The sequence below is a fragment of the Pantoea agglomerans genome, assembly GCF_020149765.1.
In the GTDB taxonomy this organism is placed as follows: domain Bacteria; phylum Pseudomonadota; class Gammaproteobacteria; order Enterobacterales; family Enterobacteriaceae; genus Pantoea; species Pantoea alvi.
In genome coordinates, this window is record NZ_CP083809.1 from 2,083,944 (window position 1) to 2,109,790 (window position 25,847).

Genomic DNA, 25,847 nt, shown 5'->3' on the forward strand with positions numbered 1-25,847 from the left:
ATAAAAAACCGCCCGGAGGCGGCATTCATGGGTTAATCCCAGAGTTGAACTTCGAGCGTTGCCCGGTAAAGAGAGGTATCAGGCTCGTAATCATTCATTTCGTTAAGGGAGACGGGGTTGAGCGACGCAAGCGCTGCGCGTATTTCTTCACGCAGACTGCGCGCCTCATCAATAGATTGTGCCCATGCATCGATCTGCAGCGTGCTAGCCGTTTCAGCCTGTCCACAAAAGACATCGCTGTCTGTGCCAGAGGGAAGCAGAAAAACAATCCAGGGCGCCGCTGTTCCAGATGGCGCGACATACGGAAAAACGTTTCCGCCTGCAATATTGCTAATCAGCGGATAGATGTCGGCCTCTGTCATTTTGACAATACCTCATCAATTGCTTGGTTCATTCTCGCCAGCGCCGCCTGAGTCGCCTCTTCCTGACGGACATCAAACGCAGGTCGGACAAAGGGATGCGCGGGCATTTTTGACGTACCCATTTCAACAAAGCGCCAGTAGAAAGCATTCTTCGGGTTTCCAGCCTTCATCGACGAATCGCTGTTACCTGTTCCGGGATTAACGCCACGAATATGGACGCCAGAAGAAATATCACCGCGACGGCGTGCCTTCTGAGTCATGACAACTACGTTTCGCTTCAGCTTTCCGGTTTTTACTGGCGCTTTGGCAACAACTTCCTCTTTCAGCACCTCAGCCCCGGCACGCGTTGCGTCTCGCAAAACCTTGTTGCTTTCCGCCTTGCTGAGTGCCTCAAGGTCTTTTGCAATATCGTTTAGCCCGGAGAAATCCAGATTCGTCGAAATCATTGCTTAACCCCCTTTTCGCACATCAGCTCAAGCCGGGTGCCGTTCTCGGCACGCGTTACTGATTTAATGTCGTAAATCTCACCTTCACCCGTTGGTGGGTTATGCACAAGTCGCCACCCGGATGTGATCGTGACGCCAGCAATGCGACGCAACCAGATACGGGACGTGGTGCCAGCTAACTCAGCTCCAGAATTAAGCAACTCGCGGCCTGAGACATCAGATATGGCGGCGCGTATGCTTTTCACATCTGTCCAGCCGGTTGCCGGCTGACCAGACGGCAAGCGCCCGGAAGCGGGCTTTTGAAGCGTCACGCGGTAACGCATGGGTCCTGCTCTCATACGCCATAAATCCTGTAGGGCTGAAGGAAAGCTTCAACGGCAAAATCTAGCGTGGTCGCACTGATGCCAGTCGCCACCGCTTCTCGGTTGTTGTACCAGTGCGCTATAAGCATCAGCATGGCGGTTTCTATATCTTCGCCATACAGCAGGCGATCAGGATTTGCCAGATAAAGCGGGTCGTTGGCGGATTCAAAGAGCGTACGGCGTGTATAATTTTCCACATACCGCGCCGCCGCTTTGATGCGTGCCTCGATCCAGTCGTCATCCTCTGTAAAATCCTGCTCAATATTGCAGTGATGCTTAACCTGATCGACGGTCAGCATAAAAACCCCTTACTTTGCCTTTGCTTTGGCCTTTGGCTCTTTGTCAGCGCCGCTTTCAGGTTTTTTCACAGACGGGTCTTCGGCGTAACCCCTTTCAACCAACTCGCGCCCGTGCTGTTCCAGCGTTTCAAATTCTGTGCCTTCGGTCAGCACTTCGCCCTTGTGATAGATGGGTTTGATTGATCGCAGTTTCATGGCGTTTCCTCAAAAGAAAAGCGGCCCGCAGGCCGCTGTCAGGAATTACGCGCCAGCAGGAGCCGGTGCGGTGAAGGTGCCGTAAATAAACGCTTCGGGGCGCTTAACGGCCAGAGCCAGACGCTCTTCGCAACGAATCGAAATCATGTTTTTCTCGAAGTCGTCGGCGTTCTCGGTGGAGATCACTACGTTGGCATCTTCACGGTCGAACAACTGCGCGGCTGCGTTGAAAGCACCCGTCAGGAACTTGCCCTGGAACGCTGCTGCTTCGGTGGCCACAACTGGCAGGCCCCACAGCGTCGGACCGGTCAGCGCTGACGGGTTCGCAAGTATATAGCGGCCCAACGTGTCTTTAGTCAGCTCGATTTTCGCCCAGTCGATGAAGTGCAGAACATGGCCGGACGCCGGGAAGCGCGCCAGCTGCGCCTGCAGCATTGCCAGGCGCAGATCATCAATACCGTTCTGCTGTTCAACGCTGAACGCGGCGGCGTATGCGGTTGCCTGCGGCACGATGCCGTGCAGATGCGCGCCGGTGCCGTCACCAAACAGGATTTCCTGCTCTTCGACGTTTTTCAGGCCATAGCGCATTTCGGCATCAACCGTTGACTGCAACTGCGCGAAGTCATCCAGAATCTGCTTCGATGCTTTGAACATGTGCGCAATGGTGGTCACCGGCGTTATTTTGGTAGCAAATTCAATATTGCTGTACGGCTTCGCCGTGCCTTCAGGCACTACAGCCGCGGCATTGGTGAAACCGGTCTGCTGCACCCAGAAGATGGCCGGCGATGCGGTACGGCCTGGCGCGATCAGGTCGAGAATAAAAAGCCGCTGTTTAGGCGCTGTGTCGATGCCCGGCAGACGCTGTGGTTCAACCACGCCATCAGCAACATCGGCGGAAAGTAGTGCGGCGTTGACCGGAACACTGACGCGTTTGCCGCCTTCAACACTGGCAGCGAAGGTTTTAAGAGCTTCATTGCTGATCACTACCTGACCAACCGTTTCGACAACTTTTTTAGCGTTGTTGAGCGGCATATTAGCAACGTGCTGTTCCAGCTCGCCCAGAGAAGCTTTCAGAGCCTTATTCGCTTCGGTGAGTGCATTGAACTCAGTAGCAATTTTGTCTACCGCCTCTTTGGTCTGAGCAGAAAGCTGACCAGAGCTTTTTGCCTCTTTCAGCGCATCTTCAGCCTTTTGGCTGAAAGTGCCGGAAACTTCTTCCAGCTTTGCCGAAACTTTTTTCAGTAAATCGTTAACTTCAGACATGGTCTTTCCTTATTAGCCGAACGCCGCCAGGGCGTCTTCAAGTTGTTTGAGATTGTCAGGGTTAATTTCTTCGGTAGCGCCCGGCATACCATCTGGAGTGGCAGCAGCGCCTGGCTTGCTGCCGGATAAAGCTTTTAACAGTTTGCGCCGCTCAGAACGCGGGGTATCAGTCTTAGCCAGCAGCGCATCGAGCTTGCGCAGCGCCGCCTCAGGGCTGTCGTCGTCGTCAGAAATTTCGTCAGCGGAAAGCAGGCGATCGGCAAAACCTTTATCAACTGCATCACTGCCGCCGATATAGGTTTCTCCGTCCATCATCGCGGCGACCTCCTCTTTGCTGAGGCCGGTTCGCACCGAGTAGATATCGCCCATAGCCTTGTCGAAAGGCTCCATGTCCGACGCGATTTGCGCCAGGTCATGGCGATTACCCATCGCATACACCCAGCAGTTGTGGATCATCAGGAACGCGCCGCGCCCGATCTGAATATCGTCCCCGGCCATCGCAATGATGGAAGCCGCTGAAGCCGCAAGACCCAGCACCTTCACCGTTACTTTTCCTTCGTATTCGCGCAGCAGGTTATAAATCGCCAGGCCTTCGAACATATCGCCACCCGGCGAGTTGACATTGACCGTCACGTCAGCCCCGTTGAGCGAACGCAGCGCACCAGCGATGCGGCTGGCCGTTACGCCTTCTCCCCAGTAATCCGCGCCGATTACGTCAAAAATAGAAATGCTGTTGTCATCGGACTTGGCAGCTTTGATGCCGCCGTTCCAGCGTTCCATAGCGGCAGACGGCAGGTCCCGTTTTGAGAGCGCAGAAGGCCGCCCCGCCGGCGCTGCCGGAAGGCTTTTCAGTGTCATGGGAATAGCTCCTAGGCCGCCTGTTTCAGCGGGGATTGTTCGAACGGAATATCAGGAAAAACGAAGTTATGGACTTTGAGAAGGTTTGCCGCCTGCGCTGCCTTGCTGTTTTGCTTCAGGTCCTCCAGCGGCGTCAGGTTGAGCTGCACGGTGTAGAGATCACCACCTTCAATCGGCGGCATATTCTCCAGACGCCGGACGTCATTACGAGACATCCATCCATTTTGCAGCGCGGTCGTGTAATACGCAGATCGCCCGGCGCTGTCTGCGCGCAACAGTCCTTCAACAGAGAATTCAGCAAACAAGTCATCGTCACCGTCCAGAAGGCAGCGGGAAATCTCTTGCTCAATATTCACCAGCAGCGGGCGCAGCGTGTTAGTCAGGAACTGCAGGTTCATTCCTTCAACGCTGGAAGCCCAACTGCTTTGCTTATCCGCATGTCCTACCATGAAAGCAGGCACGCGGAACCAGCGGCAAATTTCTTCAATGCTGAACGCACGCGATTCCAGCATCTGCGCCGCTTCAGGGTTCATCGTAACGTTCTGATACTTCAGTCCGCCTTCCAGGACCATAATCTTTCCGGCATTTTTGGAACCGGTAAACGCCTGCATGTAGCCGCGCAGCCGTTCGCGCTGCTCTGCGTCCAGCGCCTGTTCAGCGGACAAAAAGCCGGAACTTTGCAGACCGTTTTCAAATATTTTTGCTGCTGATTCTTCGACGGCCATGGCCGCCCCGATAACGTCGCGGCCTTCCCTCATTGGCATCATTCCGCAGACGCCATCAAGACCAAACCCGCGAATATGCATCAGGTTCTTTTCAGGAATAACTCGCTTCTGTCCGTTTTCGGTATAGGTGTATTCGAGCCGGCCATTTTCTAGGCGCTTCACTACCATATTCTGTGGTAGCAGCGGAACGAGCGAAACGAGCTTGCTGCCTATCATCTTTTTTTCGATGAAGGCATTGCCACGCAGGCAGATGCTCGCCACCAGCATCAGCATGAATCTCGAAGGCGTCATTTCCAGATTTGGTCGCCGGCATAACACCTGATAGACGGGATGATCCGTTGCTGGCTTACGTGACCCGTCCGCCTGCCGCGCGTAAATTTTAAGCGGCAGGGTTGAAACCGACTCGCTCAGAAGTCTGACGCAGGCCCAGACGGCAGAAAGGTGGATCGCTTTATCAGCCGATACCACCTTTCCGCTGCTGCTCATGCCTAACCATTCCTCCCAGAATGTCCCGGTCGTCAGGCTGATAGGGACACCGAGCCAGTTAAGCAAGGCGCTTTTGACCTTGCCAGGCTGCTTATTCTTTTTCATCAGAAACCTATCATTATCGGATTTTCAAAGAAGCCGCTCAGGTCCTGTGCATCGCCGCCGCCATTTACCAGAAGTCGGCTCTTGGCAGTGAACAATGCAACCGGTCCGTCAATTTTGTTTTCCGGCGTGGATTTGTTAGGAAAGATATTGTCGTTTTTGTCAGGCTTGACGGTGATATTCGACATCATCCAGGTCATGACGGGATTCCCGTCGTGATGGAATTTATTGCCGTATATCTCTGCCTGAACTGACTTCATGGACTCAGACAGGTTTTTAACCGTCTGCGGTACCTCCACCAGTGGCAGGCCCTCTTCGGCTAACGCCAGGCTAAATTGCAATGCGCTCCATGGGTCGAAAGCGATCTCCTTGATGTTCTCCCCTTTAACCCATTCAACTATTTCCGCCTTGATCACTCCATGGTCGATAACATCCCCATCAGTAAGCTCAAGGTAACCGGCGTCTGCCCATTTGCGGTACAGCTCAGCAATATGGTTAGGTGCCGTCTCAATACGTCCTTCTGGGAGCCAGAAGCGAGGCTGCATGTGCGTTTCTCCTGTCGGGTCACGCCATGTTTTAACAGCCGCACAGATATCAATTTTGTTCGCGAGGTCCACGCCAACCCAAAGTGGCCAGCCCTTGCGCTGTGCCTCTTCGGCGGTGGGCGTCATCTTCGCCCAGCGATCCATGTCCATCCAGGCGCTTTCAGCTGTTACCCAGATATTAAGGTGCTTTGTGAAGAAGTTCGGACGCGCGGCTACCTGCTCTTTCGCCTTTTTCGCCAGGCGGCGCATGTCATCCCAGCGCTTACAGACACCGAGGCCGGGATTTGCTTTCGGCCAGTTCGCTTCGTCAAAGGGATCGTCGTCTTCGTCCAGGGTGTAAATGACAGCAAAATATGTGTCATCGTCCACCACGCCGCGCAAAACCTTAATGGCGTAATCACGTTGCTCGAAGCAGATACCTTCTTTATTCGTGCCCGCCGTGGTGATGGCGAAAAGCAGCGATTGAAGACGCGCGCCCGTTGCTGTTTCTAGGACGTCCCACACATCACGGGTGCGGTGAGCATGCAGCTCATCGACTATGCCGCAGTGAATGTTCAGGCCGTCGAGGTTATTGGCATCACTGGAAAGCGGCTCAAACTTCGATGCCGTTCTCTCCTGGTGAATGTTCAGTTTGACGTGACCAAAAAGCCGCCCCAGCGTGCGGGGCGCTTTCTTAATCATGTTCTTGGCATCATCAAAGACGATGCGCGCCTGATCGCGGGTCGTTGCGGCTGAGTAAACTTCTGCACCGCCCTCACCGTCCGCACCAGTCATGTAGAGACCGATACCAGACGAGACGGTCGATTTAGCGTTCTTACGCGCCACTTCGTTATAAGCGGTGCGAAACCGGCGAACCATAACCGGATCACCGTCATCATCCAGCACCGGCTCACCCGTTGCTTCATCAATCAGAGGGATAATGAAGCCAAACAGATTTATCAGGATGAAGATGTGCCAAGGCATCAGCTCTATCGGCTTACCAGCCAGCGCACCTTTGACGTGCGGAACAAAATTATAAAAGTCGAGAATGTGCTGAGCGCGGTCCTCACTGAAGTAGATACCGCGTTCCGGCCCATGCTCTAAATCATTGAGGAATCGCTGACACGCCAGGCGCACCAGTTCGCCAGCAACAATCTCGCCAGACAGCACGCGCTCGGCGTACTGGATACCAGCTTGAACGGTTGCCATTCATCATTTGCGCTTTTTAAGAAATTCTTCCAGAGGATCGGCCTCAGCCGGGCCTTTAGCACCAACCTTAGATCGGCTGGCCGGGGTCATGCCGAATTCAGCGAGCATTGCTCTGATGCGTTTCCATGCGTCAGCCTTCATCACTGCTGCCGGGTGCGGTTTAATCATCCTGATTTCCCGCTCTTTCCCTTCGTCCGGCTCCTCCTCGCTGTAAACGGCATAGGTATAGCCTTCCCGCTCTAGCGTATCGCAGTGTTGGCGGTACTCGGTGTAAGCCTCGATCAACAGCTCAAGCGCTTTGCCATCGAGAGTTGTCATTACTCCGACCGCATCAAGCTCTTCGCCGATTCGCTTAAACCAGTACTTCCCCATCTTGTCGAAATGCTTAGGAATTGGGGGTACCCCAGAAGGAGGTTTTGGCTCTTTTTTATTTACTGCCCGTTTGGATGGGTTCCCCTTCACCAAAGCCAGATGAGTCGGGGTTTTCGGCGGTCCTGGCATAATCGAAAACTCCTATTAATTACTGGTTGGGGGACCCCAAAAAAAAGTTTTCTAACCTGCGGCGGTGTGAAAAAAGGTTAGGCGGCGGTCCTTTAGGCCCAAAGCTCTGAACTCTCAACCCGCCCCTGCAAATGATAATTAGTCTCAACTTCTGATGTATTTGAGAATCGTTACCATTGATGCTGTGCTTGCACACGATATTGTTTCAAGTTGGTATCAATCGAGGTGAAAGTCATCGTTCAGCATGCGGCGCCGCCCACTGCTCGCGTTATGAGGACACGCACTTGAGTTGTGTCCAGGCTTCCCGCAATTACCGCATCGCAAGTTAGCTCGTCGAGCTGAACCACCCCAAGTATTTGGGCAGTTCGCCAAGGTATGCTTTTGCGATCCGCAATAAGTACAGTGTGAATGGCTCATCGGTTTCTCTCCGTTGCTGTCTTGCGCTTATGGCACGGCCAGCACAGCGCCTGAAGGTTACTGTCTACATCGGTGCCGCTGTGTGCTTTTGGTGTGACGTGGTCAACCGTAGAGGCAGGGACCGGCTTCCCGTTGCGCAGGCATTCCTGGCAGATGTGACGATCACGCTTCAGGATGCGCATGCGAATAACATCCCACTTACTACCGTAGCCGCGCTGGTGCCGGCTCTGCCCGCGTTGGTGCTGCTGCCATCCTTCATTGCGATGATCATCACAGTAGCCAGAACGGTCTGTTGTTGTCTTACCGCAGCCAAGCTTTCGGCATGCGCGAGGAATTGCTGATGGCATACCAACTCCAATAAAAAACCGCCCGGAGGCGGTTAATTTCAAACTTTTTTAGGTTTTAGCGCATTTTGTATTGCATCGGCTAATGCTGCTATTCCTTGCGCAGCAAACTTCAGATCATCTTCAACTTTATCGCCTCTTGCCCTTTGCGTCGTGGCTGCGGCTGATGCTCTGGCGATTTCTAATGCTGCTGACACCGCCCTTTCACGCTTTTGACTTTCATCAGTTTCAAAGCCACTTTTGCTGAAAAAATAGTTCTCTAGCATCACAACCTCCTGTTCATTAATGGAGGCTATAGATTACCGCTAAGATAATTCTTAGTGAAGAAAAATTAACCATTATCAAGCCCACCAGCAGATGAGCTTTGTAATAACAATCAGTCTGAGCCGCAGCTACCACCGCTATCTGACGAACTGCCAGAGTCGTAGCCGCCACTGCATGAATCAGAGCTGCTTGAGCTGCTGTAGTCGTTACCAACGTAAATCGGGCTAATGGGGTTAAGAGTGTTCATCAGATCACTGCTTGAACCGGTATTGCTTTGGTGACGGCGGCGGCGATCCTCTTCCTCGCGCTGGCGCTGCTGTTCGGTTTGATATGACATATTTACTCCAATAAAAAACCGCCCGGAGGCGGTTAAGTACTAGATTTTAATTTGTATTGCTATCAATGAATAGTCATCTACAGGACCGCCTCTTTCAATCCTCTTTAACAAACTACTGCAGAAAGATAGAGGGTTTATCATTGTTTTTTCAGAGAATGTTGGTCGTTGATGCCAATAGTGGTGAGCTCCATCTGACATCACAACTAAATTAACCAAGCCATTTTCATCTGCATAATCAACCAACGATAGACTAACTTCTTGTACATCAAGGGGAACTCCCTTTGAAATAGCCGAAGTAAGAGTGTTTTTACCAGACATCTTTTTAAGCTCTGCTTTGGTAAAGAGCTTTTCATCTAACAATTTTTGATGCTGAGTATGATCCTTGGTAATTTGTAAATATTTACTGCCGCTTTTTATATAAAGCCGACAATCTCCGACATGTCCAACCATAATTTTTTCGTCAAATACATGGCAATAAGTTAACGTAGTAGCAGACTGCTCAAGGCTCAATTGGTTTAGTGATATGTCGTTGATCGTTTCTTTAATACTTTTGAAGACAGCATGAGTTTCAATTAAAAAATTACTTTCGATCAACTCTTTCAATTTCTTAATGGCTAATGATGATGCAAGACCAGAGCCTTCATAGGACCCAACACCATCAGCAATAGCGAATAATATACCATTTTCAATTGCTAAGGGTGGTAAAATTGAGTCTTGGTTTGCCCTGCTTTTGTCTTTGGGCTTAGAAAAAGCTCCAGCAGAGATAAGCTTGATCATTTGCTCACCCCTTCGATTATCTTGTTAATATGCATGATCATCTGCTCAACAATCTGATACCTGTCTGCTGGACGTCTCATGGTGCTTTTATTTATAAGCTCCTGCACACCCGGAATGTCCGACATATTCATATCCTCAATCAAAACGCCTAGAGCATAGATGTCGGTCCTTTCTGAATAGACACCTGCATATACTTCGGGCGCAGCGTACTTCTCTGTACCCATACCTCTAGCCACTTTGGTAAGTAATTCTGATTCTGCACCAGCGTCAGCGTTTTTCACTAAACCAAAATCAGATACTTTGTAAGTGCCATCACTAAACCTGAGCACGTTCGACGGCTTTATGTCCCTATGGTAATATTTTAAGCAATGAAGATAATGTATCCCTGTCAGAACCATGCGTACTGCTTCCAACTTCTGAAGAGGGCTCATCCAGCCTGCCCTCAAATCATGAGTTAGATCGCTATCTGCAAGGCTCATAACAAAATAGGGCCTATCTCCCTGTAAACTGTGTAAAACAACAGGGACTATATAAGAGTTAGAGCATAAAGCTTGATAATTTACTTCTCTTTTAAACCTTCTTAGAAACTCTTCTCTACAAGATTCATCGACTGGGGAGAAAATTTTTCTTGCAAAAGAACCGCAAAACCCCTGATACATGTTGTAAAGGTTGATCTTTTCGACGCAACCAAACCCTCCTCTGCCAATCACCCCAACAGGTTCAATTAGATAGTTGCCACACTGTTCCATAAGCATCACGCCAAAAATTTTTCCAGTGAGCACTAAGCTACAATCATTTACAAAATTTCTCTATGACTTTATCAAAATTCCTATGTCTTAAGACAAGAAATTAGTAGCTATTTTTTTTACCTACTACTATCGATAGCTCTGATGGCCGCTCTGTCAAGGTTGCATTGCCCCACGATGCTGTAAAGCTCTGCGTTGAGGATTACACTATCACCGAAAGACATGCGCTCGGCAGGCACTGGCGCTTTAATCAGGCTTATGAGTTCTGTCGGAAGGCTTAACCGTGGCGCTTTGATTGTCCGGTACTCCACCAGCGGTTTTTGCTGCATCCCGCAGCCGGTCAACAGCATCAGCAGGGACAGGAGCAACAGCGCATTTGTCTGCCGCGAGGTAACGCTTAATTTCATTCTGAAGCTTCCGGTTCTGCTGCGCTGTCACGGCGCGCTGTTCAGCTACTTGGCTCATCACGGAGTTTTGCTGATTTACCGCTTTCACCAGGTCGTTCACGCTACCGGCCAGATCGTCATTCTTCGAGCGCAGATCGTTAATCTGTTCGTCTTTGCTGTTCGAAAGCTTTTCCAACCGGTCATTAGTGGCGCTCAGCTGCGAATTGCGGGCATTGAGACCCCACAGACAAACGCAGATAAGGCCGATGATGATGAGATGAGAATAATTTCGGATGAAGCTGATTACGTTGAGCATAGAATCCCCTTAGCTTTAGTTAAGCGGGATTTCCTGTCGTCCAGACCGTTAATGCCACCGTTGATGATTCTGGTGATGCGGGTAACATCATCAGAGTCAGCCAGTTCATTCAGACCGTTATTCTTCCACCAGGCGCCAGCCGACATTGCCGCGAGCATATTCCCTGCCAGCCGGTCAGGGTACGCAACGATATCTACGCCTAACTGCTTCACCAGCGCCGCGTAATTGGCTTTACCGGTAATCTGGATTAATCCACGCCCTCGATAGCGGTAGCCGTCACCAGAACTCACATCGCCATTGCCGTTACGGTTGGCGTAAACGATGTTGGCGATCATCTTTTGGTTTGCCGGGTGCGCCTCATTACGGCTATAGGCTTTAGCCTGCTGGGGGGTTATCCGCCGCTTGAAAGTTGCCAGCAGCGCTGTCTCGCTGTAGTTCAGCCCCTCTTCTACTTTTGTGAAGCCTGCGGACTCATGGCCAGTCTGCGCGAGGAAATGAGCCTGCCTCATTGGCGTTGTGATGCCGAACGCCGCCATGCTCGCCGCTAAATGCGGGAACCATGCATCACGAACAGCATTAGATACGCCAGTAGCACGCTGGAAATCACTGGGTGTCAGCATTGGTATCCCCTAAGCGCTTGTCTATCAGCCTGCGCAGCTTTGATGAAAGCCAGTCCACGCCGAGAAAACCTAGAAACACCGCAACCACACGCGTGGTGTCGTCGCTGAAGTTCCAGTTAAAGACCGATCCGATTACCTGCAGCGTCGGCTGAAGGAAGAAAGCAAAGACGCTGCACATCGCGGCATCGAGCAGACGACGGGGCCATGTGTCTTTGCCAATCCACGACGCGCGCAGAATAGCCATCACTCCCGCCAGGCCTGCATAGCCGGATTCGTTTTTGTGGGCGTACAGCCAGGCAAGAAGGCTTGCCCAGAAGCCTGGGTCTTTTTCTGGCATGCGTTTCATCCTCACCTCCCAATAGGTCGGTGCCGTTCGTAGTCAAAGAGAAATGCGCCTCAGCCACATCGGTTAAGGTTCAGCTTGAGTTGATTGGCCGGGCGCAAAAACGAAAAAGGCTCGCCGAAGCGAGCCCTAAGATTTGAATACCCTGACGCAAAACGCGGTAACAGCCTTGCCCGTCGGCAACAGGGTAAATTTTGGTATTTATCACAATATGAAAGGCACTACAGGTTTGCAGTCCCGGACAGTGCGGATAAGCCGCCTGCGCTCAGCGCCTTTGGTATTGTGTGGAAATAAAAAACCCCACCGGGCGGCGGGGCTTACTGATGATGGTAGTGAGCGTCGTGTACAGAAAGCCCACTATGGGATCGATATTAATCCATTTTACGACAAAATCAACTCTTTTATTCAGCCATATGGATAATTATTTCACGGTTTACTGGCGTGTCACCGATTTAAAGGCTGCGTCCGCGTGGCTCTCTTCCATTTCCAGCTTTGAAACCAGCGCGTCGAAGAAAGGTTTCCAGTTGCGCTCCCACGTCCTGACATGCAAATCCGGGACAATCATACTCACAACTTTATAGGCCTTACTGGATGGTTTACGCCTGTACCCTTTACCGCTGCAGCGATCGCATTCTTTTTCAACCGGGCAACCTCTGAGCTTTGACTGTTCAAGGTCGCGAACGCGTCCAGTTCCGTTACAACGGCAGCGAGCGCTGATGAATCCTTTCCCGTGACATGTCACGCACCGATGCTCTGTTGTATCGAGGCGATATTTAGGCGGGGTCTTTTCGCCACAGCCAGGATGAACCATCACATTGGCGATGCTGTTGGTAATGCCTCGCCCCTCGCAATCAGGACAGTCATGTTTAGACGCAGCCGAGCGTGTGTATTCTTCAAAAGCGAGTTTGCACATAACGGTCAGGCAAGGCAGCAACTTGGCGCCTGCACCTTTGATTAGCAGACGGGGAACCGAGGTGCGCGCATAAGCCAGTAAATAATTAACTGCGCGCGTTTTATCCTCTTCGCCCAGCCCTGCTTTAGCCAGGACGGCCGCCACCCCTAACGGAGATTTTGACTGGCACATGCCAAAGGCGCCCATCACGTCAGTACCCGTCAGCGCTTCAGATGCCGTTGCGCGTGAGGTATCGCTGATGTTCATAGTCTTTGGGCTGAAATGCTTTAACGCCGATTCAATTTTCATGCTAATCCTTCTCCACACCCTTTATTTTTTATCTGCCCCGATAACGCCGACTGCAATCGCGTGATCGAGGAACCTGAAAAGCAGCTCAATCTGGCTGCCATATTTGCTTTCAAACTCCCTCATGTCCCGGTGCAGCTCATCGTGATGCGCTCTGCAAAGCGGTATCACAAATAGGTCATGCGCCTTCGTCCCCATTCCTCCCTGACCGTGCCCGATGATGTGGTGCGGATCGTCTGCCTGCTTACCGCAGCAGGCACACTTTTGCGCCTTTACCCAGCGCGTATACTTCTCGCTTTCCCAGCGCTTACGCTTTGGACGAAGCATAAATGATTCCGGCGACTCCGGGTCTGCCGCCAGGCTGATAACCTTCTTCACGACTTCCCCGGCCTCCTGCAAAACTTCCCGGCCCGGACGCTCTGGCGTAATCAGTGATTCCTTCAGCGTGCCGGTAGCCACCTGCTCTGCCTTCATCTTCAGAACACGGCGCGCCGGCGCTTCGGGGACAAGGTCGATTACGTCCTTGATGGATGCCCACCAGCACAGTTCGGGCAAGGTCAGCGTATGGTTAGCATGCAGGCCCATATCGAGACACGCGCTGTGAATGATCCACGCTGCGACGTTCGCCGCGGCAACCTCTTCCATCTCACCAGATACGCCGTTATTGCGCAGCTTGTTGTCATGGTGGTAGCAGAGCGACAGCACGCCATCTTCTGTTTCAAGCGTGGTCATTTCGTGGAAGTGGAAGCCGTCGCCGTCATCGCACTGGCATGCGTTAATCATGCCTACCCAGACAGTAAGATCGGGAAAGCCACCAGCAGCGGCAATAACACGCTCATGACGGAAGAAGGAATTCAGCAGCGGCTCATCCAGTAAGGGCTGATTGCCATCGTTGATTTTCCCTGACGGCAGGTCAGCCATATCGCCAGTCGGCGTGCTGATGAGTACGCGGCCACGAAACAGGCTCATCAGTTCTGAGCCAGGCTTGAACAAGACTATCCCCGTGCGCGGCGCCACTTCCGGTGTTAGAAGCGCCCTCACGAGGTAAATCCGGGGGCCAGGCGCTCAGAGAAATTTGCCTGAGGATATCGATGTGTGACTAATGGCACGCTTAGAGGCGCGCTTGATGGAATGATTACGGCTTGGCTGGCTGGCGTTAAGCCGCCAGTTACCTGGTTTGACATGTCTGCTCTCCACACCATTTTTAATCCGGTCCCGCCCCCTCATCTGCAAATGAACGGAACCAACCTTTTCCGGCAGCGTCTGCAAACGCTGAACGACCTAACTATCATAACAATTCAAAACTAAAATTCACGACCTAGATGTATAAAATCATCTTTTAATAGCTTTAATGGTCCCCTTATGTTAAAAGCAGAAATTCATTGCGTTGACCAATCAATGACTTAGCAAAGGATACCTATACATAAACAATTTGCCCATATTTTTTTATATTAAGACAATGTAATATAAGCATTATGAAAACTTAGAGCTTAAAAATAGATGTCTACTATTACAGAATTAGTCTCTGCTTTGGCTTGGCCACTAGCATTTGTATGGTTTGTTAACAAATATGGCAATGACGTGAAGGAGCTAATCTTAAGAATATCCAAAGTAAAAATTGGAAGTGCTGAAGCTGAATTTAATTTGGGTTTAATTGATGCTGAAGTCATGGCAACTGAGTCTCATCTTAATGAAGTTTCTAAATACTCTTCGGGAGAAGATAGTGATTTCATCGAAAGATTGTTTCAACTGGAGAGAATCGCCGATATTTCCCCTAGAGCTGCGATTGTCGAGTCATGGTCACTAATTGAGGAAGCAGCTGGTAAGGCCGGATTTGTTCAAGGAGCAGCCGTCCCTCGGATTAACTCTGCGTTATTTATTGAATGGTTAGTGAAAGAGGGAAGAATTGACGAGTCCACAGCTGATTTATTAGGGAAAATGAAAGCGCTTAGAAATAAGGCTTTGCATTTAAACGATTTTGAACTCACAAAAAATGAAGCTGAGCGATACCTTAGAATCGCAGCTAAAATATCTTTGCTTATTATAGAGCCAGAGTAATTCCTGCAGGACGGAAATGCAGTTTTCAGCATAAGCCATTATGACACTTAACCAGCTACAGATATTGATTTTAGTATCCTTTATACTAACCATCAGTATATGGGCATTTTTATATTCACCATTAGTAATGGAGTTAACATATGCACCGATTTTCCGAATTGGTATATAGATGCACTTATTTTTCTTTAAGCACAATAAATGAAGCTTACGATAAAACGGTGATTGAATTATCAGAGACTGGCGCAACAACCCCAGTAAAAAACCTTCAATCATTAAACTTACAAAGGATGATTCATGCAGTAGGCATGTTTTCAATCTTTGAAGCACATCTACAATTAGCGCTCAATTGTAAAAACGGCTTTAAAGAGACTGAGTTAATACTTGAAGAAGCAAACAACCTCACTTTAAAAGAAGATTTTCACAATTGCTACCTTGCAATAAACGCCTTAAAACATGGTGATGGAGCAAGTTACGCTAAACTTCTTGAGAAAATTAGCACGATTGATTTTGTTGTAGAAACACCTGAGACTCCCGCAACTGAAGAAGGTGATGTATCTGGTGTTATGGGTCTGGTAAGGGTTGATGATAATTTCATTAAACACTGCCTTGAAATCATTGAAAAAGTCTCTGAATGCATCTCAACACAGCGCCCCGGAGTCTTTATATAAGTTAGTTATCCTTTTACTTCTACAATTGGCTTACTATTGGCAAGCAAAATAAATACAAATTACAGTCCGCTTTAATTTCAAGCGGACCTTCATAGCAAAACTATATTTTATGAAAAATACATTAACACGTGCTGATTATTCTTATCTAAGAAAGGCAAGGTGAGCGACCGTTTATGCTAATCGGAGATGGCAAAATCATTTTCATGCATTACCCCCTATGTCCGATATCGTCATCTGCCCTGCCAGTTCGGTGACGGCGGCGCGCAGCATACGGATATTTTCCCACGATGATTTATCAGCACGCTCCACCAGCCCGATAAACTCTGCCATGCTCATTTCGGTATTCAGCCGCGCCTCGATGGCTACTGAACTGAAGCGATTGAACTTCTCCATTACCTGCGCATCTTCCAGATCGGGATACTGAGCTTCTACCCACGCTTTCAGCTCCGCGTTCTCCAGCTTTTTCTGCTTCAGGCGCTGTGCTTTGGCTAGAATCTCTGCCGGCACTACCACGACCGCTGGATTTTCAAATGAGTCTGCCGCCCAGGTATGCGCGAAACGGGATTCATTGAATGGATAAATGTCTTTGTCGCCAAACATCGCAGCGGCGCAGGCCCAGACTTCAACGCCGCTTTGCTCCAGAATGCCAGCGCGGGTTAGTGGCATGTTTTCGTCATACTGGCTATCAGCGTTTACGGCAGACGGCGACGCGCCAGCGGGAATGCCTGAGCGGTATTCGGAAATGATGGCCATAACTTCTTCAATGCGGCTCAGGTCGATAAGCAAAGCGCCTTTCCCCTCCTCGGCTTCGCCTTTCTGAGCATCACACAGCAGTTCTACCAGGCGACGAGCGCGCGCAGCGCTGAACTGAGGCATCGCATCGGATTTTGTCAGCTTCTTCTTGCCAGTCGCCTTCGCCTTCTCCAGCTGCGTTTTTGCGACACTTCCGGCTTTCACACCATGCTCGCGCACCAGGGCAACGGCTGTAGTTGCAGCAAGCTCTTTGTTTTTTACCATGGCGATCAGTTCATCTCCGGAAGTAAGCAGCTGCAGGTGATGCTCCACGTCAGCAATAGAGCGCTTCACCTTCTTCGCTATCTCAGCCGGTTCCATGCCTTGATTGCTCATGCGCTGATAGGCTGCTGCGCGCTCCAGCGGTTCCAGCGCGCGCCCCTGGCTACTCGTGACCATGAAGGCGATGCGATCGGCTTCGGACCCTACGAAATCTTTGCACTCCAAGCGGATGTCATAACCAGCTTCTTTCGCCAGCAGCGCGCCATGGTAACGGTGATGACCGTCGATGATCTTGATGCCCTGTTCAGTGACCTGCACAGCCAACGGAGGCACATGCTCACCGGCGATAAAGGCATCGCGGAATTCTTCGACGTGGGTCTGGTCAATCTCACGTATGTTGTAACCACTTTCGACGTATAGCTCATCGACGCCCAGCAGGTAAGTTTTTCGGGTGGTAATGTTGGTTTCAGTCTTTGCTTTGTTGTCGTAAATTCTTGCTAAGTTAGTCATTTGGATGCCAGCTCCCAGGACAGGGTAACGATCAGCGCGGCTATCATCAGGGCCGCAGTGCGAATGCTTTGGTAAAAAATTACGTTGCGCTCGTAATGGCGCTGCAGTGAAGTCATCATCGGTACGATTCACTCCAGCCGCTTTCGCTACTCAACGCTCCGCTGTTCAGGCCGCCATAGTTCGTGCAGCGAACCGAAGCCATGTTCAAGCAGCGCGCTCTGCGAAGAACTGCTTTTTGCCTCAGCCCTTCTTTACGAGTTGCGTCCATGGCTTTTAGCCACATTGCAGATGCCCGGCGCCATAACTGGCGATCCTCCAGGTCATAGGCTTTGTCACAAAGCGCAGCGAACCTGTGATCTTCCTCCGTCGCTGGCTCGGTTACGAAGTAGCGGCACTTATCATCGCGGTAAAGCTCACCAACAGCTGTAAGGTTTCCCACCAGCTTGCTGACCTCAGTGCGGTTCATCTGGATGGCAATTGCCAGCTCGCTTGTCAGCATCCCCGGCTTAGCCAGGATATGTGCCAGAATCATTTGCTCAGTATTCATAGTTGCGTCTCCTGTTATTCGCCACGGAAGCCATGCGGGATTGCGTAATCAGCGGATGGCACGACAGTGATGTCACGCTGTCCACCAGCTTTAGGGAGGTCGTTCGCACGCTCTTCTTTGACCGATAAGTAGCAGCGCTCGGTGATCAGGTAGTCGAAGTTCTTTTTGCGCCATGTGCGCCCTGAAGTGTTATCCGCCCGGTTCTCGCACATCCACCGGCAGTTCTTCGCGATGTAGCGGAGATACGCCACCCAGCGCTCCTGGGTGAAGTCGAACTTACGCCAGAAAGTGCGCAGCTTTTCACGGCGGCTGCCTGTGAATTCAGCCACACGCGGCATCTCTGGGATGATCTGGTGATAAGCGTCCAGAATGGACTGGTAATCCAGATGCTGCTGGGCAGGCGAAGCCTGACGAACAGTCTCTGTTGTAATCTCTGTAGTATTCTCTGTTGTATTCTCTGTAAGACGAGGGCAGGTTGCCCCCATGGATGAGATTAAATTGCCCTTTTCGACTGGCGCAACCTGCCCTTTTCGACGAGTGCAATTTGCACCCTTCGATGAGTGCAAATTGCCCTCATCGGTGAGCAGTGGGTTTTTGTGGTTGATTGCGTAAAAATTAGTACGGTCGTGCTGAGACTTTTTCAATTGCTCAACATAGATGAGACCGCTCTTTTTAAGCGAAGTCAGGGCGCGCTTAACCGTGTCAGAAGACCAAAACGGGAATTGCTCATTCCATTCGTCAATAGTGTTATAAACCCATCGCCGACCGTCATGCTCTACGCCAGAGTTAGTGTCTTCCAGCCAGTAACAGATTTGCTGAAGCACGATAGCTTCATTCAGGCCGATCCGGCATGCCAGCACTGGGCTGATGACTAGGGGCTTCACTTTCAGAAGTAAACTCATGATCTGCCCTTACTTCCCTGAAATAACGCTGAAACTGGTCAAGTGGGCTGAAGCACTCACCATGTTCGTAATTGTCGCGCCGGTAGATAACGCGGTTTGTTTCAGGCTCCCACCGAACGACACGGACAATGACGCCGCGTTTGTCTTTGAACATTCGGTTGAGCTCGCGCATTCCATTAACCCCATTTGACGGTGTGACTCACCCACAGCCCACTCTACAAAGCTGTGGTTCACCTCTTCGCTGCATCCAGGTACATTAAGCACATACCGCAGCGGCTCCTGATTGAAACGGCCACCAGCCGACGGCAGGCACCTAAATTGCGGAACAGGATGGAATCTGTTTAAATTGACCATGCGATTATTTCTCCACACCAAGTGATTTGGTCGCAACTGAACGCTCCGGGCTGCAACCTGGGGCGTTCGCCTTATCTGGCGGGCAAAAAACGCGATACAGCAACGTTAGATGCTCCTGCCACTTAGCCATTACCTGATAGCTGTTCTCCTCAATCTGCTCCCTTTCAGCTGCATCAATCACGCCGTCCTCTGTGGCTTTACGCAGATAGGCTGAATGCTTACCGATCCACTCAACTGACTCCATCAGGCGCTCGTTGATGTCTGCGTTATCAACATCCTCGATCTCCACCATTGGGACGTTAACGCTGTTCGACTGACGGGACACTGCGTCAGCTATGTATTTAGTGCCGCTGGCCTGTTGAAGAACCATCGCCCAACCCATGGGGAATATCTGGTCACCCTCAAGACGCAGTCGGTTAAAGAGCGCGTTCTCTGTAATGCCCAGCCACTCAGCTGCTTCCGCATAACCACCAGGCATGCTGGTGATGGTTTTTCGGATCGCAGCAACAAGCCAGGCTGGTTGCTTTTCTATTTGCCAGTCAGGTTTACCCACGGCTAAGCCCTCTCTACTGTGGTTTCGCTACGGATGGCGTAGCTGTTAAAGTCTCGGTGCTGGTCAGGTAGCGCTGGGGATAAAGAATTTCCAGCTCGCTGATTTCGCCTTTAAAGAACAAAGCCAGGCGCTCTGCTACATCCAGTGATGCCACCTGCAGACCGCGTTCAATCCGGCTTAGGTTGCCTACATCCAGATGGATGGCGCCGGCTACTTCACTTAGTGTTCTGCCTTGCGACTTGCGCAAGTTTCGTAGCGGTGAAGACATTTTTTACCCCCTTAGTTGCGTAATTCGCATATTATTTCATGCTAGCAGATTGCGCAAGTTAATTTGCGTTTCATGCAAACTAGCCATTAAATAGGCACATGAACATAGGAAATCGAATCAGAGAACTGCGGCTTGCGCGCGGGCTGACAATGAACGATCTGGCTGATGCTGTAGGCGTCGACCAGGCGAACATTTCACGCCTTGAGACAGGAAAGCAAAAATCCTTTACCGAGCAATCGCTTAATAAAATAGCGAATGCGCTAAATGTGAGCCTCGGTGAATTATTTATTCCCTCCGATCCAAAAAATACTGTATATAATAACAGTAAGGATATGGTTAAGGTTATACAAGGGGGGGATGTGTATCGTGTGGATTTGCTTGATGTAAATGTAAGTGCTGGCCCAGGAGCCTTTGTTGGTAGTGACATTATCGATGTCATTCGCTCTATTGAGTACAACACTGAGCACGCCAAGAACTTCTTCGGCGGTAAGCCTGCGACAACGGTCAAGATGGTTAATGTCCGCGGTGACAGTATGTCGGGCACTATCGAGCCAGGAGACCTTGTTTTTGTAGATGTTTCAGTAAATCAATTTGATGGTGATGGTATTTATGTGTTTGATTTCGATGGAAAAATACACATAAAGCGCTTGCAGATGGTTCCCGATAAAATCGTCGTCATTTCTGACAATACCCGATATCGCGACTGGTTCATTGATGAATCGAATGAACACCGCTTTTATATTTTCGGCAAGGTCATGATCAGCCAGTCGCAATCCTTCAAACGACACGGCTAACCCCTCCTCACAAGTCACATAAGCCCGGTTCTGCCGGGCTTTTTTGCGTCTTTAACATTTATTGTTTGCAAATAACGCATTTTAACACTTGCGTTATATGCATATCCGCATTATTGTTTTCCTCATCAGCAGTTACTTACGGATATTGAGATGAGAATGGTCAAGAACATGAGCAACACCAAGTTTTGGGACCTGATCACTTTTCTGTACCTGTTCCCGGATGCCGAGCTGGTTTGCGATGGGGATATGGGAATCGTGTTGTTGGAGTGCTGTGTCGATAGCCCGGCAGCGAAGCCGGTTTTTTGATGGATGACGCTGTGTTTTTTGGCGGTTTCTTCAGTTCGCAATCTGATCTAACCGCTCTTTTTTTCACAATGAAAAGGGCATTTGCAAAGCGGGTGTTTTCGAACGCTTAGAGACGTGGAGTGAATGCCCTCCTCATTGTGGTGAATGCGGCTAGCGCACGCGGAGAGCTGGCATCGTGATTATCGTGCGATGCTCAGAGTTTAAAGGTCACCGCTCTGGAGTTCGCCAGCTCGGCCAGAGCACCGGGAGGCACCCGGCGCCACAATACCCTTCGATGTTTCGGTGTGGAGAAATCAGGCTGTGGGTTATTGCAGTAACCCACCAGCCCTTTAAGCGAATCCCTCAGCTTTTTATTGCCGTCACTGGCAAGGGATTCATGCAATCAAAAATCGTGTGGAGAAAGTTTCATGAGCTTTTTTAAATTCACCAGCGCGGAAGCCCTGGCTGGTTGGGAAAAACTACAGAGCGATGCGATTAAGCTGCGCGCCGCTGGAACTTCGTTTGCCGCCTTATTTGATGCAAAACCTGTGTTCAATTCTGATGGCGTCCGTGAAGGTTTTTATGGCGTCAAATTCTCAGGTGGCATCTACGTTTCTGCTGAGCTTTGGACAAAAGCAACGAGCCGCACAGGGTTTGCATGCTGGCCTAAACATAAGGCACCAGCTGGAATGGCGGAAGAGCATAAGGCTTTGCAAGTGCTGTGGAATGAGCAGCGTCCAAAAATTGACGTTGATAAAGGTGCTTTCTATCCGCTGATCGGCCTCGACTGGGGCACCTTACTTTTTACCGGCATTACCTACTTCCGCCATGGTGATGCTATCTACGTTGAAACCTCAGCAACGCCGAAAGCAACTGCAGGCGCTATTGAAATACTGGGCAGCGAGTTCGACCAGGCAAAACGGGAGCGCCAGAATGCAGACGCCTAACGACGACATCAGAGTCGGGATCATCATCTTCCCCTACTCCAGCATCTTAAAGGGATGGATCGCCCCGGATGGTGAGCTGGTTAAAAACCCGATTAAAGCTCAGCGCATGGCTGAGGAAATAAACCGCAACATCACCATCCACTGAGGCGCCCAACATGCTCAACGCAAAATCAAATAAAGAAATTGTTGCCGCTGGCCATTCCTTTGCCAAAAACCTCTCAGCCGATACCGGCCTGATGGATATGGCTAAGATGGTAAGCGAGCTCGCTACACGTCTCGACGTCGCGAACGCGCGCGCCAGCGTTATGGCAGGTGAAGTGCTACGCATCAACAGCATCATGCCGGATGCCATCGCCGCGCTGAACGCCACAGGCGACCATATGAGCCTCGTTGCCAACCTGAATGCCGCAATGGTGACACCAGCTGCTAACGAGTGGATTAAGGCGCTCCAGGCTGAAGCCGTCGTGCAGACGCGGAAATACGTCCAGACCATGACCAACCACCAGCAGCCCGGCGTATCTCACGTTATTAACCTCATCTCGCAGCTTGAGATGGATATGCTTCGCGCCGGCGCCGGTAAGGATGGTGAATGATGATGAGTAAAGACGAACTGCAGGATGCCTTGGATTTTGATCTCTTCCAAGGTGATTTTGGAGAGCAAGGTGATACCGAACTTTCCAATGAAATAGTGCTTGGGCGCAAAAAATACGTCTGCTTCATTTGTCATGGGGAAATTCAGCCGGGGGAAATCCACCGCAGCGCGAAATGGAGGTTCGATGGTGAGTTGATGTCATATCGCTGCTGTAATGCCTGCTGTCAGGCAATGGTTCAAAGCGTTAATGGTGACTATCTCGAAACGGAAGATGGCGAAGACCCTATCGATGCCCGTTACGCGTTAGGCGCCCAGCTCCATGACGGTAAGGATGGTGAGTGATGGCTAAGACAGTAAAATATCTGGTACGCGCTACTTTATCGCCTGAGCATCATTCGATTGCTGTTATTGAGGCCGTGGAAGTCGTTAAGGAGACGGCTAAAAGCTGGCTTATTATTGCTGGTCGAACTCGTTATACAAGCTATTACCCCAAAGAGCGTTATCGCCTTTTTGATACAGCCGATGAGGCTCGCGAATATTTCAAAGTTATGGCTGAGAAAAATATTGCCGAACTCAATTCAAAAGTTTCTGCCTGGCTGAATGTAATGAGTGGCGCGAAAGTTGAGGGGTGGGTAGATGCGTGAGCGCGGGATGATTTTCAATGCGGACATGGTGCGCGCCGTACTGAACGGCAGCAAGACGCAGACGCGCCGGATACTTACGCCGCACCAGCTGAAGATGATAGAAGCAGCTGCGCACGCTGGAGAGTGCTACCCGCTTGAATCAGGCCACCAGCACGCTAACAGCCAAAGCTACTACCGTGAATGGTGTCCATTCGGTTTGCCGGGCGATCGCCTGTGGGTGCGTGAGACGTTCGCCACGCTTGAGCCTGGCAGTTATGAACCAGTTAAACCTTGCGATGGCTATGCCCAGGTCGTTCGATACGCTGCATCTGACCGCCTGGCAAACTCAGATCGTGATGTGCGCGGTTTTAACTGGCGCCCATCCATCCACTTGCCGCGCTGGGCTTCCCGCATAACGCTGGAGATTACCGGCGTGCGGGTCGAGCGGTTGAATAGTATCAATGAGCATGACGCTATCGCTGAAGGTTTGGCAGAAATAAGCAAAGACGGGCGAGCCTATAAGTACGGCATTCCTGACCGTGATGGCTACCCCGGTACTGATGATTTTGGCTGGCCATGGCATGAGTGGGAGCGTTACCCCATCAGCGCTTATAGCAAGCTGTGGCGCTCTATCTACGGAGAGGAAAGCTGGCAGGCTAACCCGTGGGTGTGGGTGATCGAGTTTAAGCGCGTGGAGGGGGAATGATGCAGGCATATACGGAAGAGCAGCGTAATGAGCTGATCGCCTTCAACAAAGAGAAGTTGGCAGGCCTCAAATTTGCCGTAAAGCAGCACGCACTTAAAAGTGTCAGGGAGGAGTTGCAAAAAGAGTTGGCCACCACCGAAATTGCCCTGGTGTCACTGGAGGCAAAGCCTGTCGGGTACGGAATGCAGCGCAAAGACAATGCGACTTTTGGTTCATGGCTTAAGCCGAAGCATTTAGTGAAAGAAAATCTAATTTATCGACCAGCCCCCCTCTACTTGGCTCAGCCCGTTACCGCGACAGCAATACCGGCCGGATGGAAACTCGTGCCGGTCGAGCCGACAAAGGAGATGGTGTCAGCAGGGCAAGACCAGTTTGAGGAGTGCGTAGACTGCGGTTTCGATAGCTGTGAAGACGGTTCAGTTCATGAATACAGCAAAATCTCATCTGATGCGCCTTATCAGGTTTTTAGGGCCATGCTGGCAGCAGCGCCGGAGGTGGAGTGATGTACACAGATACGGAAAAGGAGTTGAACAACGTCGTCGCCTTTCCGATCGCGGACGATACGAACCCAAAAGAGCGCATTAATTTTGCGCTCGAAAAAGATGGTCAGTTCTGCCTGCATCCAGGCTTCACCGTCAACGAGCATGATCGCTCTGTTAAATGCAAGAAATGCGGCGCCGTCATTGATGCGTTCGACCTGCTGATGAAGATTGCACGCAAAGAAACCAATCTGGCAAATGATGTGCAGGCTCTACGTGATGAAGAGCGCTATCGAAGGGCCAATATTCAGAAGCTTATTCAGGTAGAGCGCAACGCTAAAGCAAGGATTCGCCGCGCCGGAGGCAAAAGCTGATGCCAAAATCCCCCGCCGAACGTAAAGCCGCGCAGCGTGCCCGCCAGCGCGTTGCCGGCGGTAAAAAGCTGGAGCTGAAGCTGGATAGTCAGGAAGTGGAAATGCTGGCGCAGAACTGCGCCGCCCGGCGCCCCGGCCGCGAGCCGTATGAGCTAAACGAGTATATCACCATGCTTATCCGCAAGGACGCGGCTGAGCTGGCGCAGCAGCTGGAAGCGCTGGCGAAGCGCCAGTGCGGAAAGTGTGGCGACCGTCTGCCGGTAAGTGCTTGCCCCTGCCAGGGTGAATCCGCCTGCTGGCTGACAAATGGCTGGCATCGACTGAAATTAATGATATAAGTTGCTGATCATTATTTCCTAGTCAAAGAGGTTAAAATGCAATCTTTCGGATTCTCTTTCACCGATGAAGGACTCCACATAGATGGAATTCAAGATGCTGATAAAGCGTTTACAATTCCCAAGGAGCTTTCAAAAAAACTAGTAGATTTACACTATCACTTAACGGATTTAGATATATCAATTAGTAGCCTAAATTACATACTTAATAATCAAAAGATTGAAAACTTTGTTAAAGAATCACTATGGAGATCTGCCATTATTCATTTCACAAAGTGTTTCACGCACCAAGTTACAAAAAAGGAGGATATTCCTTTATCTAGGGCGAGGTTAGATGAGGCGCAGTTATTTAGCAACCTAGACCCGATAGCTCTTGAGAGCTTTAAGTATTTTAAGCTCTTGAGAAACAAACATATTGTCCATGATGAAACTGCTCATCTAAATAGTATTCCTGCCGTTATACTAAACAATGGGGAAAAAGAATTTAAGGTGGAAAGGGTTATTTGCATAGGCATGCTAGCAGAAACCTTGGATCAACCTAGCTTCAGTAATCTTTATAATCTTGTTAAATCAACTAGATCTTTTTTAATAAAAGAATTTGATGAAGAGTGTAACAGGCTGAAGTTGATGTTCGAAAATTATTCAGATGAAGATTTCACTAATTTGGACATTCTAACAGTAACTTTCCTTTCTAAAGATGAAATGAAAAAACCCAGAAAATAACATTCCTGTTGCAGCAGGTTTATCGTGGAGAAATA

40 protein-coding genes and 1 pseudogene are annotated in these 25,847 nt (G+C 50.4%); 15 read left to right on the forward strand and 26 right to left on the reverse strand.

Features of this window, described 5'->3' with window-relative positions:
• Positions 1–32: 32 nt before the first annotated feature.
• The 17 genes from LB453_RS12585 to LB453_RS12665 form a co-directional block, all read right to left on the reverse strand.
• A complete protein-coding gene (locus tag LB453_RS12585) occupies positions 33–362 on the reverse strand; it encodes a DUF3168 domain-containing protein (RefSeq protein ID WP_103795730.1) in 330 nt (109 codons plus the stop codon).
• The gene (locus LB453_RS12590) at positions 359–808 is read right to left on the reverse strand and encodes an HK97-gp10 family putative phage morphogenesis protein (protein ID WP_103795729.1); all 450 of its coding nucleotides are present in this window, start codon (positions 806–808) and stop codon (positions 359–361) included. Before LB453_RS12590 ends, LB453_RS12585 begins: the two co-directional genes overlap by 4 nt.
• Positions 805–1,131 carry a phage head closure protein gene (locus tag LB453_RS12595; protein ID WP_224481425.1) on the reverse strand — a complete coding sequence of 109 codons (327 nt, stop codon included), beginning with the start codon at positions 1,129–1,131 and terminating at the stop codon, positions 805–807. The genes LB453_RS12590 and LB453_RS12595 overlap by 4 nt, the downstream gene beginning before the upstream one ends.
• Positions 1,132–1,142: 11 nt before the next feature.
• On the reverse strand, positions 1,143–1,469 hold the full coding sequence (locus tag LB453_RS12600; protein WP_103795727.1) for a head-tail connector protein: 327 nt from the start codon (positions 1,467–1,469) through the stop codon (positions 1,143–1,145).
• 9 nt (positions 1,470–1,478) lie between these two features.
• Positions 1,479–1,664, reverse strand: coding sequence for a hypothetical protein (locus tag LB453_RS12605; RefSeq protein WP_103795726.1), 186 nt, complete (start codon positions 1,662–1,664; stop codon positions 1,479–1,481).
• A gap of 45 nt (positions 1,665–1,709) precedes the next feature.
• A complete protein-coding gene (locus LB453_RS12610; protein ID WP_224481426.1) occupies positions 1,710–2,927 on the reverse strand; it encodes a phage major capsid protein in 1,218 nt (405 codons plus the stop codon).
• Positions 2,928–2,939: 12 nt separating this feature from the next.
• Complete coding sequence (locus LB453_RS12615) at positions 2,940–3,785, reverse strand: head maturation protease, ClpP-related (protein WP_103795724.1); 846 nt, start codon at positions 3,783–3,785, stop codon at positions 2,940–2,942.
• Positions 3,786–3,796: 11 nt separating this feature from the next.
• A complete protein-coding gene (locus LB453_RS12620; RefSeq protein WP_103795723.1) occupies positions 3,797–5,101 on the reverse strand; it encodes a phage portal protein in 1,305 nt (434 codons plus the stop codon).
• On the reverse strand, positions 5,101–6,831 hold the full coding sequence (locus tag LB453_RS12625) for a terminase large subunit (protein ID WP_103795722.1): 1,731 nt from the start codon (positions 6,829–6,831) through the stop codon (positions 5,101–5,103). The genes LB453_RS12620 and LB453_RS12625 overlap by 1 nt, the downstream gene beginning before the upstream one ends.
• Positions 6,832–6,834: 3 nt before the next feature.
• Entirely contained in the window at positions 6,835–7,332 is a 498-nt protein-coding gene (locus tag LB453_RS12630) for a phage terminase small subunit P27 family (protein ID WP_103795721.1), read from the reverse strand.
• A gap of 413 nt (positions 7,333–7,745) precedes the next feature.
• Positions 7,746–8,096, reverse strand: a complete 351-nt coding sequence (locus LB453_RS12635; RefSeq protein WP_103795719.1) for an HNH endonuclease — start codon at positions 8,094–8,096, stop codon at positions 7,746–7,748.
• A 38-nt stretch (positions 8,097–8,134) separates the two neighbouring features.
• Positions 8,135–8,359, reverse strand: coding sequence for a hypothetical protein (locus LB453_RS12640; RefSeq protein ID WP_224481427.1), 225 nt, complete (start codon positions 8,357–8,359; stop codon positions 8,135–8,137).
• Between the two features lie 374 nt (positions 8,360–8,733).
• Positions 8,734–9,471, reverse strand: coding sequence for a PP2C family protein-serine/threonine phosphatase (locus tag LB453_RS12645; protein WP_103795717.1), 738 nt, complete (start codon positions 9,469–9,471; stop codon positions 8,734–8,736).
• Positions 9,468–10,226 (reverse strand): serine/threonine protein kinase, encoded by a 759-nt coding sequence (locus LB453_RS12650; protein ID WP_103795716.1) that lies wholly within the window; start codon positions 10,224–10,226, stop codon positions 9,468–9,470. The genes LB453_RS12645 and LB453_RS12650 overlap by 4 nt, the downstream gene beginning before the upstream one ends.
• A 237-nt stretch (positions 10,227–10,463) precedes the next feature.
• A complete protein-coding gene (locus LB453_RS12655; RefSeq protein ID WP_103795715.1) occupies positions 10,464–10,919 on the reverse strand; it encodes an Rz lytic protein in 456 nt (151 codons plus the stop codon).
• Positions 10,907–11,539 carry a glycoside hydrolase family 19 protein gene (locus tag LB453_RS12660; RefSeq protein WP_103795714.1) on the reverse strand — a complete coding sequence of 211 codons (633 nt, stop codon included), beginning with the start codon at positions 11,537–11,539 and terminating at the stop codon, positions 10,907–10,909. The genes LB453_RS12655 and LB453_RS12660 overlap by 13 nt, the downstream gene beginning before the upstream one ends.
• On the reverse strand, positions 11,523–11,876 hold the full coding sequence (locus LB453_RS12665) for a phage holin, lambda family (RefSeq protein WP_103795713.1): 354 nt from the start codon (positions 11,874–11,876) through the stop codon (positions 11,523–11,525). Before LB453_RS12665 ends, LB453_RS12660 begins: the two co-directional genes overlap by 17 nt.
• 142 nt (positions 11,877–12,018) lie before the next feature.
• On the opposite strand from LB453_RS12665, the gene LB453_RS12670 reads away from it, so the two are divergent.
• Positions 12,019–12,303 carry a hypothetical protein gene (locus tag LB453_RS12670; RefSeq protein ID WP_146053817.1) on the forward strand — a complete coding sequence of 95 codons (285 nt, stop codon included), beginning with the start codon at positions 12,019–12,021 and terminating at the stop codon, positions 12,301–12,303.
• A 12-nt stretch (positions 12,304–12,315) separates the two neighbouring features.
• Here LB453_RS12670 and LB453_RS12675 read toward each other — a convergent pair whose 3' ends face one another.
• Positions 12,316–13,083, reverse strand: a complete 768-nt coding sequence (locus LB453_RS12675; protein ID WP_103795712.1) for an antitermination protein — start codon at positions 13,081–13,083, stop codon at positions 12,316–12,318.
• Between the two features lie 21 nt (positions 13,084–13,104).
• Positions 13,105–14,121 (reverse strand): DUF968 domain-containing protein, encoded by a 1,017-nt coding sequence (locus LB453_RS12680; RefSeq protein WP_103795711.1) that lies wholly within the window; start codon positions 14,119–14,121, stop codon positions 13,105–13,107.
• Positions 14,122–14,580: 459 nt separating this feature from the next.
• Between LB453_RS12680 and LB453_RS12685 the strand changes: the two genes are divergently transcribed.
• Positions 14,581–15,138, forward strand: coding sequence for a DUF4145 domain-containing protein (locus LB453_RS12685; protein WP_103795710.1), 558 nt, complete (start codon positions 14,581–14,583; stop codon positions 15,136–15,138).
• A 140-nt stretch (positions 15,139–15,278) separates the two neighbouring features.
• A complete protein-coding gene (locus tag LB453_RS12690; protein WP_103795709.1) occupies positions 15,279–15,806 on the forward strand; it encodes a hypothetical protein in 528 nt (175 codons plus the stop codon).
• Positions 15,807–16,007: 201 nt separating this feature from the next.
• Here the strand turns inward: LB453_RS12690 and LB453_RS12695 are convergent, their stop codons facing one another.
• The 7 genes and pseudogenes from LB453_RS12695 to LB453_RS12720 all read right to left on the reverse strand — a co-directional run bounded on the left by LB453_RS12695 (position 16,008) and on the right by LB453_RS12720 (position 19,954).
• Positions 16,008–17,330 (reverse strand): ParB/RepB/Spo0J family partition protein, encoded by a 1,323-nt coding sequence (locus tag LB453_RS12695; protein WP_103795708.1) that lies wholly within the window; start codon positions 17,328–17,330, stop codon positions 16,008–16,010.
• Positions 17,327–17,449, reverse strand: a complete 123-nt coding sequence (locus LB453_RS23320; RefSeq protein WP_263489576.1) for a hypothetical protein — start codon at positions 17,447–17,449, stop codon at positions 17,327–17,329. The genes LB453_RS12695 and LB453_RS23320 overlap by 4 nt, the downstream gene beginning before the upstream one ends.
• Positions 17,446–17,877: a PerC family transcriptional regulator gene (locus LB453_RS12700; RefSeq protein WP_103795707.1), complete on the reverse strand. Its 432-nt coding sequence runs from the start codon at positions 17,875–17,877 to the stop codon at positions 17,446–17,448. Before LB453_RS12700 ends, LB453_RS23320 begins: the two co-directional genes overlap by 4 nt.
• Before the next feature lie 14 nt (positions 17,878–17,891).
• Positions 17,892–18,779, reverse strand: coding sequence for a transcriptional regulator (locus LB453_RS12705; protein WP_103795706.1), 888 nt, complete (start codon positions 18,777–18,779; stop codon positions 17,892–17,894).
• A pseudogene (locus LB453_RS12710) lies at positions 18,775–18,951 on the reverse strand (DUF4222 domain-containing protein); the annotation flags it as partial. The pseudogene LB453_RS12710 and the gene LB453_RS12705, both read right to left, overlap by 5 nt.
• Before the next feature lie 186 nt (positions 18,952–19,137).
• A complete protein-coding gene (locus tag LB453_RS12715) occupies positions 19,138–19,686 on the reverse strand; it encodes a YmfL family putative regulatory protein (protein ID WP_103795704.1) in 549 nt (182 codons plus the stop codon).
• 13 nt (positions 19,687–19,699) lie between these two features.
• Entirely contained in the window at positions 19,700–19,954 is a 255-nt protein-coding gene (locus LB453_RS12720; protein ID WP_033750701.1) for a helix-turn-helix domain-containing protein, read from the reverse strand.
• Between the two features lie 98 nt (positions 19,955–20,052).
• Between LB453_RS12720 and LB453_RS12725 the strand changes: the two genes are divergently transcribed.
• The 12 genes from LB453_RS12725 (at position 20,053) to LB453_RS12780 (ending at position 25,812) form a co-directional block, all read left to right on the forward strand.
• Complete coding sequence (locus LB453_RS12725) at positions 20,053–20,748, forward strand: XRE family transcriptional regulator (protein ID WP_103795703.1); 696 nt, start codon at positions 20,053–20,055, stop codon at positions 20,746–20,748.
• Positions 20,749–20,916: 168 nt separating this feature from the next.
• Entirely contained in the window at positions 20,917–21,054 is a 138-nt protein-coding gene (locus LB453_RS12730) for a hypothetical protein (protein WP_224481428.1), read from the forward strand.
• A 407-nt stretch (positions 21,055–21,461) separates the two neighbouring features.
• On the forward strand, positions 21,462–21,980 hold the full coding sequence (locus LB453_RS12735; RefSeq protein ID WP_146053816.1) for a hypothetical protein: 519 nt from the start codon (positions 21,462–21,464) through the stop codon (positions 21,978–21,980).
• A complete protein-coding gene (locus LB453_RS12740; protein ID WP_103795701.1) occupies positions 21,967–22,125 on the forward strand; it encodes a DUF1317 family protein in 159 nt (52 codons plus the stop codon). The genes LB453_RS12735 and LB453_RS12740 overlap by 14 nt, the downstream gene beginning before the upstream one ends.
• A 10-nt stretch (positions 22,126–22,135) precedes the next feature.
• Positions 22,136–22,573: a hypothetical protein gene (locus tag LB453_RS12745; RefSeq protein WP_103795700.1), complete on the forward strand. Its 438-nt coding sequence runs from the start codon at positions 22,136–22,138 to the stop codon at positions 22,571–22,573.
• A complete protein-coding gene (locus LB453_RS12750; protein WP_103795699.1) occupies positions 22,570–22,914 on the forward strand; it encodes a hypothetical protein in 345 nt (114 codons plus the stop codon). Before LB453_RS12745 ends, LB453_RS12750 begins: the two co-directional genes overlap by 4 nt.
• Positions 22,914–23,216, forward strand: a complete 303-nt coding sequence (locus tag LB453_RS12755) for a hypothetical protein (RefSeq protein WP_103795698.1) — start codon at positions 22,914–22,916, stop codon at positions 23,214–23,216. The genes LB453_RS12750 and LB453_RS12755 overlap by 1 nt, the downstream gene beginning before the upstream one ends.
• Positions 23,209–23,901, forward strand: a complete 693-nt coding sequence (locus LB453_RS12760) for a hypothetical protein (protein WP_103795697.1) — start codon at positions 23,209–23,211, stop codon at positions 23,899–23,901. The genes LB453_RS12755 and LB453_RS12760 overlap by 8 nt, the downstream gene beginning before the upstream one ends.
• Positions 23,898–24,404: a hypothetical protein gene (locus tag LB453_RS12765; RefSeq protein ID WP_103795696.1), complete on the forward strand. Its 507-nt coding sequence runs from the start codon at positions 23,898–23,900 to the stop codon at positions 24,402–24,404. Before LB453_RS12760 ends, LB453_RS12765 begins: the two co-directional genes overlap by 4 nt.
• Positions 24,404–24,754, forward strand: a complete 351-nt coding sequence (locus LB453_RS12770) for a hypothetical protein (RefSeq protein WP_103795695.1) — start codon at positions 24,404–24,406, stop codon at positions 24,752–24,754. Before LB453_RS12765 ends, LB453_RS12770 begins: the two co-directional genes overlap by 1 nt.
• Entirely contained in the window at positions 24,754–25,092 is a 339-nt protein-coding gene (locus tag LB453_RS12775) for a hypothetical protein (protein WP_103795694.1), read from the forward strand. Before LB453_RS12770 ends, LB453_RS12775 begins: the two co-directional genes overlap by 1 nt.
• Before the next feature lie 36 nt (positions 25,093–25,128).
• Positions 25,129–25,812, forward strand: a complete 684-nt coding sequence (locus tag LB453_RS12780) for a hypothetical protein (RefSeq protein ID WP_103795693.1) — start codon at positions 25,129–25,131, stop codon at positions 25,810–25,812.
• Positions 25,813–25,847: the final 35 nt, after the last annotated feature.